The organism is Bradyrhizobium sp. IC4059 (assembly GCF_020193615.1).
Classification (GTDB): domain Bacteria; phylum Pseudomonadota; class Alphaproteobacteria; order Rhizobiales; family Xanthobacteraceae; genus Bradyrhizobium; species Bradyrhizobium yuanmingense.
In genome coordinates this window covers 66,214-80,356 of sequence record NZ_JADYVH010000011.1, presented here as the reverse complement: position 1 = coordinate 80,356, position 14,143 = coordinate 66,214, and the positions used below count along the sequence as shown (strand labels likewise).

The following is a 14,143-nucleotide window of genomic DNA, read 5'->3' as shown; positions in this document are numbered from 1 at the left end:
GTGAAACGGCGCAACGATCTCAAGCCAGCGAGAGGTTCTCGGCGCTGACTTTGCCTCGCATCTTGTCGGTCTTGATCTCGAAGTTGACCTGTTGGCCTTCGCCGAGACCGGCAAGCCCAGCCCTTTCAACGGCGCTGATGTGAACGAACACGTCGTTGCCACCGTCGTTTGGCTGGATGAAACCGAAGCCCTTTTGGCCGTTAAACCACTTGACCGTACCTGTCGTCATTTTCTTCTCCAAAGCGCGCGAGCGCATCCCGCGCGACGATCGCGCGGTTACCTTCAACTTCGTCGATGTCTTTGGAAAAGGAGCCCGCGGGCGCATTCAACAAGGCACAGCGGCTAATCGAACGACTTCAATATATACGAGTTTCATGCATTTGCAAGGAGCGAAGCCAGTTTGTTTGCTGCGAGGCCATTCTTCTGTTCCGATCGCGGCGCTTTGCGTGTGTCGATCGATCTGCGAGCAAGGCGTGATCGATTGACCGAACAGGTCTGCTGACGATCAGCATATCGGCGCGGCTGCGCCGCCCGCGCCGCTAGGTTGAGGCCAATCCAGTCCGGCGCCGGAGATCCGTGATCGCGCGCAAAAAGCTGTCGGCCGGCGTCGTCTCGGGGTCGATCAGCCGGTGCAGGCGAAAGCCGTCTTCCAGCGCGAGCACGACGGAGGCGATCCAGGGCGGGCTCAGATTGACGTTGCGCCCGTTGCTCTTCGATGTCGCCTCGATGATGTCGGCGACCAGCCTGCGCCGCGCGCGCAGGCGTTTGGCAAGTTCCGGGCGGCGCTTTTCGGCCCGCGCCACGAACAGGATCATCTCCATGTGCAGCAGGGGCGAGCGGCCGAGCGGATCCTGGCGGCTGCGGTCCATCGTCTTCAACGCCGCGATGAAGTCGTCGAGATTGTCGTGCTGCGCCAGGATGTCCATGTTGCGCCGGATCGACTGTGCGACATGGTCCTCGAGCATGGCGATGATCAATTCGTCCTTGCTCTTGAAGTTCGAATAGAACGCGCCCCGGGTGAAGCCCGCCGCCGCCGCGATCGCCTCGATGCTGGCGCCGCCGATGCCGTCCGCCTCGAACACGCGCGCGGCCGCCTCGAACAGCGCCTCGCGTGTGTCGTCCCTGGTCGGCCTGGTTCTCACCCTTGACATCGGCGCAGCTTAGGGCAGAATGCAACTCGATACAACAATGTATCGAGTTGATAATTTACAGGGATGGTTACGCCGGGCGGTGGGCAGCCTTGCGTATGCGTGTCGTGCGGCAACCGATCCGAGGTCACCATGAACGAGCAAGTGCAACCCGCTGGCGGACCGCTGTTCAACCCGCTCTCGCCGGATTTCATCCGCGATCCCTATCCGCACTATGAACGGCTGCGCACCGTCGATCCGATCCACGTGACGCCTTTCGGCCAGTACGTCGCCAGCCGGCACGCCGAGGTCAGTCTCGTGCTGCGTGACAAGCGCTTCGGCAAGGATTTCGTCGAGCGCACCACGCGCCGCTACGGCCCGGAGATCATGAAGGAGCCGGTGTTTCGCAGCATGAGCTACTGGATGCTGCAAGCCGATCCGCCGGACCACACCCGCCTGCGCGGCCTGGTCGTGAAGGCCTTCACCGCCCGCCGCGTCGAGGACATGCGACCGCGGATCCAGGAGATCGTCGACCAGGCGATCGATGCCGTGATCGAGCGCGGCCACATGGACCTGATCGAGGATTTCGCCTTCCGCCTGCCCGTCACCATCATCTGCGACATGCTCGGCATCCCCGAGGAGCATCGCGAAGTGTTCTACAAGAGCTCGCGCGACGGCGGACGGCTGCTCGACCCCGTGCCGCTCTCGCCGGAGGAGATCCGCCAGGGCAACGCCGCCAACTTGACGGCGCAGATGTATTTCCAGCAGCTGTTCGAGCTGCGCCGCAAGAATCCCGGCGACGACCTCATCACCCAGCTGGTGCAGGCCGAGGAGGACGGCAACAAGCTCACCAACGAGGAGCTGACCGCCAACATCATCCTGCTGTTCGGCGCAGGCCACGAGACCACGGTCAACCTGATCGGCAACGGCCTGCTCGCGCTCCACCGCAACCCGGATCAGCTTGCGCTCCTGAAAGCGAAACCGGAGCTGATGACGAACGCGATCGAGGAGTTCCTGCGCTATGATTCCTCGGTGCAGATGACCGGGCGCGTCACGCTGGAGGAGATCGAGGACCTCGGCGGCGTGACGATCCCCAAGGGCGAGACCGTGCTGTGCCTGCTCGGCTCGGCCAACCGCGATGGCGCGGTCTACCCCGACAGGCCCGACCGGCTGGACGTCACCCGGGCGAACGTCAAGCCGCTGTCGTTCGGCGGCGGCATCCATTTCTGCCTTGGGGCCCAATTGGCGCGGATCGAGGCCGAGATCGCCATCGCCACGCTGCTGCGGCGGCTGCCGGATTTGCGCATCGACGACATCGAGACCCCGGAATGGCGGCCGACCTTCGTGCTGCGCGGGCTGAGGCGGCTGCCGGCGAGCTGGTGAGGGGGCGCTCAGCGTTAACCTCCGCGCGCAACAGTCGCTGTGACTTCGCCATACTTCCCCCTATATAAGGGGCTGTTCCGGCGCGCCTGAGGCTCTCAGCTTCGGCCCAGGCCGGTTTGGCCGAGGGGAGACCCGTGCAGACGACGCTGCTCGGATTGGCGATTGCCTTCATCATTGCGCTGCTGGCCGCGCTGATCGGGCCTTACTACATCGACTGGAACCAGTTCAGGCCCCAGTTCGAGGCGGAGGCCGGCAAGATCATCGGCGTGCCGGTGCGGGTGGCGGGCGAGCTCGATGCGCGGCTGTTGCCGGCGCCGACGCTGCGGCTGCGCGGCGTCACCTTCGGCGGCAACAACGATCTCGGCCGCCTGCGCGCCGACAAGCTCGATGTCGAGTTCAGCCTCGGCTCCCTGATGCGCGGCGAATGGCGCGCCACCGAGCTTTCGGTCGGCGGCATGGCGGTCGATCTTGGTCTGGACGCGCGCGGACGGGTCGATTTGCCCTCCACCGCGAGCGGCACCTTCAACCTGGCCTCCCTCGCCATCGAGCGGCTGAACCTCACCGGCCGCATCGCCTTGCACGATGCCGCCAGCCGCTCGACGCTGGAATTGAACGATATCGCCTTCTCCGGCGATGTGCGCTCGCTCGCAGGCTCGGTGCGGGGCGACGGCAGCTTCACCGCGCGCGGCGTGCGCTACCCGTTCCGCGTCTCCTCCGGCCCCAGCGCCGACGGCAGCGCCACCCGTCTCCACCTCAACATCGATCCCGGCGAGCGCGCCATCCTCGCCGATCTTGAGGGCGTGCTCGCCTTCGATAATCGCCAGCCGAAATTCGAGGGCGCGCTGACCCTCGCCGTGCCCGCGGCCAGGAAGGCGGGCGAGGCGGGACCGACGCCCTGGAAGCTTGCGACCAGGCTCAAGGCCGATCCGGCCGGCGCGAAATTCGAGCAGATCGACGCGAGCTTCGGCCCGGAGGACACCGCGCTGAAGCTCGGCGGCGTCGGCGACCTCAGGTTTGGCGCATCGCCCTTGCTGCGCGCGGTGCTGTCGGCGCGGCAGGTCGATGCCGACAGGCTGACCGCCAAGCATGATGCCGATCCGCAGCGCGTCCTGCCGGCGCTGCGCGCAGGGCTGGCGGCGATCCCGCAGGTGCCGATCCCTGCCCAGATCGAGTTCAATGCCGATCAGATCATGCTCGGCGGCCGTCCGCTCCAGAACATCGCGACCGAGCTTGCGACCGACGGCCGGTCCTGGACCTTCCGGCGGCTGGAGCTGCGCGCGCCGGGCATGACGCAGGTCTCGCTCAATGGCGCGGCTCCCGGCGCCGACAGTTTCAGCGGCCGGCTCAGCGTTGAATCCCCGGATCCCGACACGCTGGTGGCCTGGCTGCAGGGCCGCAGCGAGATCACCCGCCGCAGCACGCGGCCGCTGCGTCTCGCGGGCGACGTCACCATCGCAGCCAATCATCTCGCCATCGACAGGCTGAAGGCCGACATCGATGGCGGCGCGATCGAAGGCCGCATCGTCTTCGTGCAGACAGGCGCGAGCAACGGCTCGCGGATCGATGCGGACCTCAGGGCCGACCGGCTCGACCTCGATGCCGCCGCGAGCTTCGTGCGCGCGCTGGCGGGGCCGCAAGGCGAATGGCCGGAAGAGGCAAAGCTCTCGCTCGATATTGGCCGCGCGATCTCCGCCGGCCAGGAGCTGCGGCCGTTCGCAGCCAGGCTCGCCTACAGCCCGGCGTCGCTGTCGCTGGAGCAGCTGCGCTTCGGCCAGGGCGGCGGCGTGACCTCGGAGGCGAGCGGCAGCTTCGACCGCACCAAGACGACCGGCAAGCTCGCGCTGAAATCCTCGGCCAATTCGCTGCGCGAGCTCACCGCGCTGGTCGAGCCGTTCGCGCCCGCGCTGCGCGCGCGCCTCGATGCGCTCCCGTCCTTGCCCGGCGCGACCCGTCTCAAGCTCGATCTCAGCCTCGACAAGAACGCCGAGCATGCCGATCGCAGCAATGCCCGCTTCGTGCTCGACCTCGACGCACCGCAGCTCAAGACCACGGCGACCCTGGCCGCGCAGACGCCGGCGGCCGCCATCGGCGGTATCGACCTCGAACGCCTGCGCAACAGCGACTTCACGTTGGACGCGAAAGTGGCGGCGCCGCAGGCCGGCGCTTTGTTGGCACTGCTGGGGCTCGACCGCATCGTGGCCGCGGGCGAGGGCGCCTCGCAATTCGAAGGACGGTTGAGCGGAGCCTGGCGCCGTCCCTCGCAATTGAACGCAAAGCTGAGCGGCGGCGGGCTCGATGCCGACGCGCAAGGCAGCGTCGAATGGTCGGAGTCCAAACCGTCCGAACCCAAATCGTTCGAGCCCAAATCGTTCGAACCGAAGGCGAGCGTGAACCTGCGCGTGCGCAACGCCAATCTGGCGCCGCTGCTCGGGACCAGCCCGGCCGGCAAGTCGGCGCAGAACGTCAGCCTGTCCTCCCGCCTCACGCTATCAGGCAATCGCCTGACCTTCGGCGATCTCGACGGCAATGCCGCGGGCTCGCATCTGCGCGGCTATGTTTCGGTGACGCTCGATCAGGACAAGAGCATCGACGGCGAGGTCGGTCTCGACTCGCTCGATCTGGCGCCGGCGCTCGCAATCGCCGTCGGCGCAGCCGGTCGTGAGTCCGGCGAGCCGCTCAGCGCAGGATTGGTTAGCGGCTGGCGCGGCCGCATCGCCTTCCAGGCCTTACGCGGAATGTTGCCCGGCGGCATCGAGCTCCGCCCCTTCGGCGGCACGATCCGGAGCGACGGCCAGTCGCTCGCGTTCGATGCGCTCAAGGGCGGCGTCGGCGGCGGCGACATGTCCGCAAGCCTGGACGCGCGCAATGGCGCGGGTGGGCTTGCGCTGAACGCGCGCATCGAGCTCAGCAACGTCGATGCGGCGGCGCTGCGCTATCGCGACCTCGCCCTGCCCAAGGGGCGCGCCTCGGTGCAGGTGGCGCTGACCAGCCAGGGCCGCAGCGTCGCGGCCTTGACCGGTGCGCTCGCCGGCAACGGCACGGTGACGCTCGAATCCGCCGAGATCGCCGGCCTCAATCCGCGTGCGTTCGAGATCGCCATCCGCGCCAGCGACGGCGGCCAGGTCAATGACGACAACCGGCTGCGGCAGCTCGTCGAGCCCGCGCTGTCGGCGGGGCGCATCGCGGTGCCCTCGGCGCAGATTCCATTCACGATCCGCGACGGCCGCCTGCGCATCGGCGCAACGCCGCTGGAAGCGAAGAACGCCCGCGCCATCGTCTCCGGCGGCTACGACATTCCGGCGGACCAGGCCGACATCCGCGCCAGCCTGACGCCGATCATGACGGGGCTTTCCGGCGCCCCGCCCGAGATCCAGCTCTTTGCGGCAGGCCCGCCCGACAGGCTGAGCCGTACCATCGACCTCGCACCGCTGTCGTCATGGCTTGCGGTGCGCACGATCGATCGCGAGACGCGGCGGCTCGACGCCATCGAGCGCGGCGAGCCGCCGCCGGCCACCGCTGCGCTGCCGACGCTGGTGTCCCCGGAGATAGCGACCGAGCAGGCGCCACCCAACGTGCCGCTGCCGGGCCAGGACCCGCGCCGCGCGCCGGCAAAGCCCAGGGTGGCGCCGACCCCGAAAGCTCCGCAGGCCGCGCCCGCCGCGCCAAGCCCCTCACTGACAAGCCCTTCACTGACGAGCCCGCCGCTCGCGAGCCAGCAGCTCGCGCCGCTCCCTCCGGCCATCGACGTGAAGCCCGCCCCGGGCCCGCCGCCCGCCAAGCCCAGGCCGAAGCCGCCGCTGGTGCTGACGCCGCAGCATCCGTAGACGGCGCTAACTAAAGCGCTCCGTTGCCGATGCTCGTCATGCCCGGGCTTGTCCCGGGCATCCACGTTCTTTGTGCCATGCGGCAAGGCGTGGATGGCCGGGACAAGCCCGGCCATGACGCGGAGAGGTTTCAGTGCCCAAAGCTTCTCGGCTCTTGCACAACAGTAAATCCATTCCCTCGCATTTGACGGAATTTTCGTCGGCAAAACTGATTTGCCGACTTTACTGAATTCTCGCGTTTCATCTCTAGCGTGGGTTCCCAGAGGAATTCGGCGTCGCGCCGCGAGCGGCGGGACGGCTCGCCAAGGGCTGCCAAGAACTGGGGTGATCGAGATGAACGGGGCGAAATCGCTTCTGCAGGATCTGGACGACGCGATCGCGCGCGGCACCGACGAAAGCCGGGCGCGTGCATTGTGGCATGCGACCGACATCCTGATCACCGGCCGCTACAGCGACGACGAGATCAGCATGTTCGGCGAGGTGATCGGCCGGCTCGCCGACGAGATCGAGGTGGCAGCGCGCGCGCAGCTCTCCGAAGTGATGTCGGCCTGCGATCACGCCCCGCTCAACGTCATCGAAAGGCTCGCCCTCGACGACGAGATCGCGGTTGCCGGTCCCGTGCTACGCGATTCCAACCGCATCGACGAGAAGATGCTGGTCCAGAGCGCCATGACCAAGGGCCAGGCGCATCTGCTGGCGATCTCGCAGCGCCAGTCGATCGGCGAAGCCGTGACCGACGTGCTGGTCAAGCGCGGCAACCAGGAGGTCGTGACTTCGGTCGCCAAGAACGAGGGCGCGCGCTTCTCCGGCTCGGGTCTCTTGCACATGGTCCGCCGCGCCGAGGGCGATTCGATCCTTGCCGAGCAGCTCGGCCTGCGCAAGGACGTGCCGCGCCACATCTTCCAGCAGCTGATCGCGAAAGCCTCCGAAGACGTCCGCCGCCGCCTCGAGACCGAGCGGCCCGAGATGATGTCGCAGATCCAGAGCTCGGTCACCGAGGTCACCGGCGATCTCCAGTCCAAGTTCGGCCCGTCCTCGCGCAGCTATTTCGTCGCCAAGCGCGTTGTCACGACGCAGTATCGCCAGGGCAATCTCAACCAGGACTCGATCTCGAACTATGCCCGCCAGCATCGCTTCGACGAGGTGCAGATCGGCCTGTCGCTGCTGTCGGCGCTGCCGGTCGACGTGATCGAGCGCGCGCTGATGGACCGCAACCGCGAGATGATCCTGGTGCTGTGCAAGGCGCTCGACTTCTCCTGGGACACGACGATGTCGCTGTTGTTCCTCGGCGCCAAGGATCATCTGATCACGGCGCGCGAGCTCCAGGACAACGAGCGCGAGTACGGCCGGCTCAAGATCGAGACGTCGCGCAGCATTCTGAAGTTCTACCAGTCGCGCAAGACCGGCGCGGGTGCCGATGCGGGCCGTCAGCCCGAACTTCAAGTCCACTGACAGGTCCACTGAGGAGAGGGGAGTACCTGCAATGTTACCTCAATTCGGCACCGCCGTTCGCAAGAAGAATCTCGCCAATGCCGGCGCCACCGATCTCGGCGGCGCAGCTTCGGACAAGGCCTCGGTGGACGCCGCCTGGCTCGTGCTGGAAGCCGCCAACGACCTCGGCGACCACGCCGCGGTGGACGCCTGCCGCCGCGTTATCGACGCCGAGCTGAACGGCACGGCGGCCCGCAGCGCCGACGTCGATCTCGTGCTGGGATATTTCCGGTAAGGCTCCGGAGATCGCGCTCGGAGTTGAGCGCAGCGAAGTCCGGAGGGACTCTCAGCACGAGTTGGAGCGTTTGGCGCCTGCATCGCGCCGAAGACTTGACTTCGCCGCGGCCAAGGCTGCAGCCAGCTCATCGATGTGATAGGGCTTGGGCAGGATCTCGATACCAGCGCTTTCCGCTTCATGGACCGAGGCTTCGGCGTAACCGCTGGTCAGCAATATCGGTATGTCGCTTCGTCTTGTCCTGATCTCGCGCGCAAGCTCGACCCCGTTCATGCCGCCCGGCATCATGATGTCGGAGAAGATCAGATCGATGGGACGGCCATCCGCCAGGGCACCAAGCGCTGCCGCGGCGCTGGAGGCGCGCGTGACGTCGTAGCCGAGCTGGCCCAGCATCTCGCTGACCAGCGCGGCAACCTCGTCATCGTCTTCCACCAGCAGGATCCGGCCCTGATTGCTCTTCTTGGGCCTCGCCCTGGTGAGATCGACGAGATGTCGCGGGCTCGACGGAGCATCGAACGATCGCGGCAGGTACAGCTCGATGCTCGTGCCGCGGCCGACCTCCGATTGAATGCGCACCGTGCCTTGCGACTGCGTCGCAAATCCATGGACCTGCGCGAGCCCAAGCCCGGACCCTTTGCCGACGTCCTTGGTCGTGAAGAACGGCTCGAAGACGCGCGAGAGAATCTCCGGAGGCATACCGATGCCGGTATCGATCACGGATAGCCGGACGTAGTCGCCGGAGATCTGATCGTCCTTGAGATCGGGCAGGTTTTCTCCGCGCACGATGATCGTGCCGCCGTGGGGCATGGCATCGCGGGCGTTGACGGCCAGGTTGAGAATGACCAGCTCGAGCTCGCCGGGGTCGACCTCGACCGGCCAAAGCTGCTCCGGAAAGTCGAACTCGACGTGGACGTCGCCTCTCAGGCTGCGATCGAGCAGTTCGCGCATTCCGCCGATCTGCGCGGCGACGTCGACGGGCTGCGGCCGCAGCTTCTGCCGCCGAGAAAATGCCAGAAGCTGCTTGGTCAAGCTGGCACCGCGCTGCGCGGCCTGGATCATCCCATCCATCAGGCGGCGACGGCGGTTCGGATCCGTCTGGCGGTCGAGCATGTCGAGCCCGCCGGAAATCACCATCAGCAGATTGTTGAAGTCGTGGGCGACACCACCGGTGAGCTGGCCGATGGCCTCGATCTTCTGGGCCTGCCGAAGCGTTTCCTCGACCCGGGCGCGCTCCTTCATCTCGAGCCGAAGCTGCTCGTTGGCTTCTTCCAGCGCCCGGGTCCGCTCGATCACGAGCTTCTCGAGCTCCTGCGCCGTCTGTTCGCGCGCTTCCAGCAAGGCCCGGATTTCATATTGGCGCCGGCGTGCCCGCATCGCCGATTGGATGGCGCTGGTCAGCGTGATCGGCTGAACCGGCCGCTCGAGCAGCGACACGTTGCGGAGAAGCTCGACGATACTGCGTCGCCACGCGACGACCGCGGGCCGCTCCCGGTGACTGGTGAGAACGACGAAGGGCAGATCGGACCACGGCGGCTGGCCGGCGATCCACTGCGCCAGCGCCGCGGTGTCCTTGCCGAACAATCCTTCCTCGGCAAGAAACACCGTGCCGACGCCTGCCGTCATTTCGGTGACGAGTTCGGCCAAGTCCCGGCAATTGACCGCCTCGAGGTTCGCGTTGCGCAAAAGTTCGGCCGATGCCGGCCCGTCGCGGCCCACCGGGGCGAAGACGAGAACGCGGTGATCGCGCTGCGCGCTCATTCGAGCGGCCCTTCCGGGAGGGCCGTGCCGGTATAGCGGGGATTGCCGGAAAAGATGCCGCTGAACTCATGAAGTGGCGGGCCGAGCTTGATTCCGTTGCTACCGAGTCGGAATTCGCGGATGCCATGCTCGTGGCCGCCGCTTCGCTTCTTGACGACCGACAAGGCGCGCCGAACCGTTCCGGCGAACTCGAAATAACGCAGCATCACCACTGCATCGCTCAAATAGCTGAGGTCGAGCGGCGTATCCATGGGACCGACAAGCCCATGCTGGGCGAGAATGAGGATGGTGAGCACGCCCTGCTGGGCCAGATAGCTGAGCAGTTCATGCATCTGCAGAACGAGGAAGCGTTCATCCGGCATCGCGTTCAGATAGCCGTTCAGGCTGTCGATGACGATGATGCGGGCATTGTCGACCTCGACGCTCCGGCGGAGCGTTGCCGCGAACTCACCCGGCGACAATTCGGCGGGATCGATCTGCTGAAAGCGGATATTTCCGGACGCGAGATGTTTGTCCAGCGGCAGCCCGAGCGCTTTGGCGCGTGCCTCAACCGTTCCGCGTCCTTCATCGAAGGCGAAGAATACGGCGTGCTCGCCGCGTTCCGCCGCCGCGATGGCGTAAGTTAGCGCAACTGACGACTTGCCGACGCCGGCCGCGCCGAGGAGAAGAGCGTTGGTGCCGCGCTCGAGCCCCCCTCCCAGGAGCTGGTCGAGCTCGGGGTTGCCGCTGGTCACCATCTCACCATCGAATAATCTGTGATGTTCGGCTGCGACGAGCCGGGGAAAGATCCGCAGCCCCCCTTGCGTGATGGTAAAGTCGTGGAAGCCGCCCCGGAAACGGATGCCGCGCATCTTGATCACGCGAAGCCGCCGCCGCTCGGCACCGTAATCGATGGCCAGTTGCTCGAGCATCACCACGCCGTGCGCGATCGAATGCAGTTGCAGATCATCCTGGGAGGATGACAGATCGTCGAGCAGAACCACGGTGCAGTTGCGATTGGTGAAGAAGTGCTTCAGGGCCAGAACCTGGCGCCTGTAGCGAAGCGGGTTCTGCGCCAGCAGGCGCAATTCGGACAGGCTGTCGAGCACCACGCGGGTGGGATTGATCCGTTCGACTTCCTTGAAGATCAGACCTGTGGTCTCGCTCAGCTCCATCTCGGCGGGATGAAAAACCGTCAGCTCCCGCTCGGGATCAAGCGTCGTTTCCGGCGGAACGAGCTCGAAGATATCGACGCCGTCCAGCGACCAGCCGTGCCGCTGTGCCACCACTGTGAGCTCGCTCTTGGTCTCGGAGAGCGAAACGTAGAGAACGCGTTCGCCGTCGCGCACGCCCCGAAGAAGGAATTGGAGCGCAATCGTAGTCTTGCCTGTGCCCGGCCGGCCTTCGTAGAGATACATCCGGTTGGCATCGAGGCCGCCGCCAAGGATGTCGTCCAGCCCTTCGCTGCCGGTTGACACCCGCGGCAAATCCTTGAAGTCGCTGCCTGGGGCAGCGGAGGATTGACCGGTCATGAACCCCCCTTACGCGTATCTTCCCAAAGCTCCATGCGCTCCAGGCGCATGCCGGGAGCCGGATTTGACTGAAAAGGTCCGTCTAAGGAACTCCTAGGCCGGGCATGAGTTCCCGCCCGACTGGCGGTCCGGCGACCGGTTCGTTGCCGCTCAGACTGTGCCGACCCGTGGATGGTGTCGGTTCAAAAATGAACACAAACGGTCCGCTCGCGGTCCATCCCGTTGCTGCCCTCAGTGCCGGATGCGGTAGATCACGACGTCCTCGCCGTGACGGTTCGTGCTTCGCTCGAGCTGGTAGTTCGACTTCTCCAGCACGCGCCGCGATGCACCGTTCCCGACATACACAATGCCGATGAGAGACGGCAGTGCGAGCTGTGACAGCCCGATGTCCGTCAGCGCGGTCGCGATCTCGCTGGCAAATCCTTGGCCCCAGAAGTCGCGCTTGAACGCGTAGGCGATTTCGACCTCGTCGACATCGTCCACGAGAATGTGCCGAATGCCCGCCCGTCCGGCGAAGGCCCCGTCCTTCGTTCGCAGCGTCCAGAGTCCGAAGCCGTGCTGGTCCCAATGGGCCATGTTGGTTGCGAGATAAGCCCTCGTGACCTCGGGCGTCCGCACCCCGCCGAGATAGCGGGAGACCTCGGCGTCGCGATGCAGCGCGACGAGGTCGGCGAGGTGATCCTCGCGCAACCGTTCGGCGGTCAGGCGGTCGGTGGTGAAATGGTCCACGGCGACAGATCGCCGCTTCCGAGGCGTGTCGTCGTTCATGCTGCTATCGCTGCGGGCTGATCGTGACATCATGCCCCTGTTTTGCCCGACGGGTCAACGGGCGACGGCCGGATCGTTGCCTTGCGCGTAACTCATTGATTTCACGACCCCCGGTCTACTGTGCATGGGGTTGTTTTCGCAGTTTCGTTTTGGAAGGGCTACCCCGCCCCCAGCGCGACGGCGACGTTGTACGTCACGAGGCTCGCCGCATAGGCCAGCACCAGCATGTAGGCGAAGGTGGCGCCCATCCAGGCCCAGCTGCCGGTCTCGCGCCGGATCACGGCGAGCGTGGAGGCGCATTGCGGGGCGAAGATGTACCAGGCCAGCATCGACAGCGCGGTGGCGAGCGACCATTTTGTCGCCAGCACCTGGCCGATCTGCTCGACCGCTTCGTTGCCGCCCTCGATCGCATAGACGGTGCCGAGCGCCGCGACCGCGACCTCGCGCGCCGCCATGCCCGGGATCAACGCCACCGCGATCTGCCAGTTGAAGCCGACGGGGGCGAGCAGGGGCTCGAGCGCCTTGCCGATCATCGCCGCCAGGCTGAACTCGATGGCCGGCCCGGTCGCGCCCGCGGGCGGCTGCGGGAAGGAGGCCAGGAACCAGATCAGCACCATCATCGAGAAGATCGTGGTGCCGGCGCGCTGCAAGAACATCTTGGCGCGGGTGTAGATGCCGATCACGATGGATTTCAGCCGCGGCATCTTGTAGTCCGGCAGCTCCAACATGAACGGCGCCGGCACAAAGTCGCGCAGCATGAAGAACTTGATCACGAACGAGACCACCAGCGCGCTGACGATGCCGGCGGCATAGAGGCCGAACATGACGAGGCCCTGCAGATTGATGAAGCCCCAGACGTCCTTGGCCGGGATGAACGCGGAGATGATCAGCGTGTAGACCGGGATGCGCGCCGAGCAGGTCATCAGCGGCGCGATCAGGATCGTGGTCAGCCGGTCGCGCTTGTTGTCGATGACGCGCGTCGCCATGATGCCGGGAATGGCGCAGGCAAAGCTCGACAACAGCGGAATGAAGGCGCGGCCGTGCAGGCCGGCGCCGCCCATGATGCGGTCCATCAGGAACGCCGCGCGCGCCATGTAGCCGAAATCTTCCAGGAGCAGGATGAACAGGAAGATGAGGATGATCTGCGGCAGGAACACGATGACGCTGCCGACGCCGGAGATCACGCCGTTCTGCAGGAAGCTTTGCAGCAAGCCGTCGGGCAGGGTGGCCTGCACCAGCTCGCCGAGCGAGTCGAAGCCGGACTTCAGCAGCTCCATCGCCGGCTGCGCCCAGGCGAACACCGCCTGGAACATCACGAACAGGATCAGCGCCAGCACGATCAGCCCGCCGACCGGATGCAGCACGATCGCGTCGATCCGTGCGGTCCAGGTGTCGGGACGAGCAGGCAGGCTGACGCAGTCGGCGATGATGCGGTCGGCCTCGCGTTGGGTGGCGCGCAGCTCGGAGACGCCGAGCGCGCGCCAGCTGTTCTCAACCGGTTCGGCGGCGAGCGCTGCGGAAATCTCGTCGGTCAGCTTGAGCAGGTCGGCCGTGCCGCCCTTGCGCACCGCGATCGAGGTGACCACGGGCACGCCGAGCTCCTTGGCGAGCCGCTCGACGTCGACCGTGATGCCGCGGCGGCTTGCGATGTCGAACATGTTGAGCACGAGGATCATCGGCCGCCCGGTGCGCTTCAGCTCCAGCAGCAGGCGGATGGTCAGGCGCAGATTGGTGGAATCGGCGACGCACAGCACGAGATCGGGCAGGGTCTCGCCGGAGGCCTTGCCGAGCACGAAGTCGCGGGTGATCTCCTCGTCCGGGCTGCGGCCGCGCAGCGAATAGGTGCCGGGCAGGTCGACCACGGAGACCTGGCGGCCGAGCGGGGTGACGAAGAAGCCTTCCTTGCGCTCGACCGTGACGCCGGGATAGTTCGCGACCTTCTGCCGGCTGCCGGTCAGCGCGTTGAACAGCGAGGTCTTGCCGCTGTTGGGCGTGCCGACCAGGGCGAGATGCAGCAGCGGTGCTTCCATGGGATCAAGGGCCTGG

The 14,143-nt window shown here is 66.2% G+C and carries 10 protein-coding genes; 4 read left to right on the top strand and 6 right to left on the bottom strand.

The features are described from left to right. Window positions 1-19 precede the first annotated feature (19 nt). Both I6F12_RS29055 and I6F12_RS29050 read right to left on the bottom strand, forming a co-directional pair. Entirely contained in the window at window positions 20-229 is a 210-nt protein-coding gene (locus tag I6F12_RS29055) for a cold-shock protein (RefSeq protein WP_109145937.1), read from the bottom strand. Between the two features lie 310 nt (window positions 230-539). Further along, window positions 540-1,151 carry a TetR/AcrR family transcriptional regulator gene (locus I6F12_RS29050; RefSeq protein WP_225157779.1) on the bottom strand — a complete coding sequence of 204 codons (612 nt, stop codon included), beginning with the start codon at window positions 1,149-1,151 and terminating at the stop codon, window positions 540-542. Window positions 1,152-1,280: 129 nt separating this feature from the next. Here I6F12_RS29050 and I6F12_RS29045 point away from each other — a divergent pair, with 129 nt between their 5' ends. The 4 genes from I6F12_RS29045 to I6F12_RS29030 all read left to right on the top strand — a co-directional run bounded on the left by I6F12_RS29045 (window position 1,281) and on the right by I6F12_RS29030 (window position 8,060). After that, window positions 1,281-2,510, top strand: a complete 1,230-nt coding sequence (locus tag I6F12_RS29045) for a cytochrome P450 (RefSeq protein ID WP_225157778.1) — start codon at window positions 1,281-1,283, stop codon at window positions 2,508-2,510. Window positions 2,511-2,644: 134 nt separating this feature from the next. Continuing rightward, the gene (locus tag I6F12_RS29040; RefSeq protein WP_225157777.1) at window positions 2,645-6,334 is read left to right on the top strand and encodes an AsmA-like C-terminal region-containing protein; all 3,690 of its coding nucleotides are present in this window, start codon (window positions 2,645-2,647) and stop codon (window positions 6,332-6,334) included. 333 nt (window positions 6,335-6,667) lie between these two features. Further along, window positions 6,668-7,786, top strand: coding sequence for a DUF2336 domain-containing protein (locus I6F12_RS29035; RefSeq protein ID WP_036037435.1), 1,119 nt, complete (start codon window positions 6,668-6,670; stop codon window positions 7,784-7,786). Between the two features lie 31 nt (window positions 7,787-7,817). Further along, a complete protein-coding gene (locus I6F12_RS29030; protein WP_225143065.1) occupies window positions 7,818-8,060 on the top strand; it encodes a hypothetical protein in 243 nt (80 codons plus the stop codon). A 51-nt stretch (window positions 8,061-8,111) separates the two neighbouring features. On the opposite strand, the gene I6F12_RS29025 is transcribed toward I6F12_RS29030, so the two are convergent. The 4 genes from I6F12_RS29025 to I6F12_RS29010 all read right to left on the bottom strand — a co-directional run bounded on the left by I6F12_RS29025 (window position 8,112) and on the right by I6F12_RS29010 (window position 14,127). Then, complete coding sequence (locus tag I6F12_RS29025) at window positions 8,112-9,818, bottom strand: ATP-binding protein (protein ID WP_036006556.1); 1,707 nt, start codon at window positions 9,816-9,818, stop codon at window positions 8,112-8,114. After that, window positions 9,815-11,329, bottom strand: coding sequence for an ATPase domain-containing protein (locus I6F12_RS29020; RefSeq protein ID WP_225114693.1), 1,515 nt, complete (start codon window positions 11,327-11,329; stop codon window positions 9,815-9,817). The genes I6F12_RS29025 and I6F12_RS29020 overlap by 4 nt, the downstream gene beginning before the upstream one ends. A gap of 231 nt (window positions 11,330-11,560) precedes the next feature. After that, window positions 11,561-12,058 (bottom strand): GNAT family N-acetyltransferase, encoded by a 498-nt coding sequence (locus I6F12_RS29015; RefSeq protein WP_225157844.1) that lies wholly within the window; start codon window positions 12,056-12,058, stop codon window positions 11,561-11,563. Between the two features lie 197 nt (window positions 12,059-12,255). Then, window positions 12,256-14,127, bottom strand: coding sequence for a ferrous iron transporter B (locus I6F12_RS29010; protein WP_225157776.1), 1,872 nt, complete (start codon window positions 14,125-14,127; stop codon window positions 12,256-12,258). Window positions 14,128-14,143 lie beyond the last annotated feature (16 nt).

Bases quoted from the DNA above. Each gene is read 5' to 3' on its own strand.
- I6F12_RS29055 (WP_109145937.1), bottom strand. From the start codon at position 229: ATGACGACAGGTACGGTCAAGTGGTTTAACGGCCAAAAGGGCTTCGGT.
- I6F12_RS29050 (WP_225157779.1), bottom strand. From the start codon at position 1,151: ATGTCAAGGGTGAGAACCAGGCCGACCAGGGACGACACACGCGAGGCG.
- I6F12_RS29045 (WP_225157778.1), top strand. From the start codon at position 1,281: ATGAACGAGCAAGTGCAACCCGCTGGCGGACCGCTGTTCAACCCGCTC.
- I6F12_RS29035 (WP_036037435.1), top strand. From the start codon at position 6,668: ATGAACGGGGCGAAATCGCTTCTGCAGGATCTGGACGACGCGATCGCG.
- I6F12_RS29030 (WP_225143065.1), top strand. From the start codon at position 7,818: ATGTTACCTCAATTCGGCACCGCCGTTCGCAAGAAGAATCTCGCCAAT.
- I6F12_RS29025 (WP_036006556.1), bottom strand. From the start codon at position 9,818: ATGAGCGCGCAGCGCGATCACCGCGTTCTCGTCTTCGCCCCGGTGGGC.
- I6F12_RS29020 (WP_225114693.1), bottom strand. From the start codon at position 11,329: ATGACCGGTCAATCCTCCGCTGCCCCAGGCAGCGACTTCAAGGATTTG.
- I6F12_RS29010 (WP_225157776.1), bottom strand. From the start codon at position 14,127: ATGGAAGCACCGCTGCTGCATCTCGCCCTGGTCGGCACGCCCAACAGC.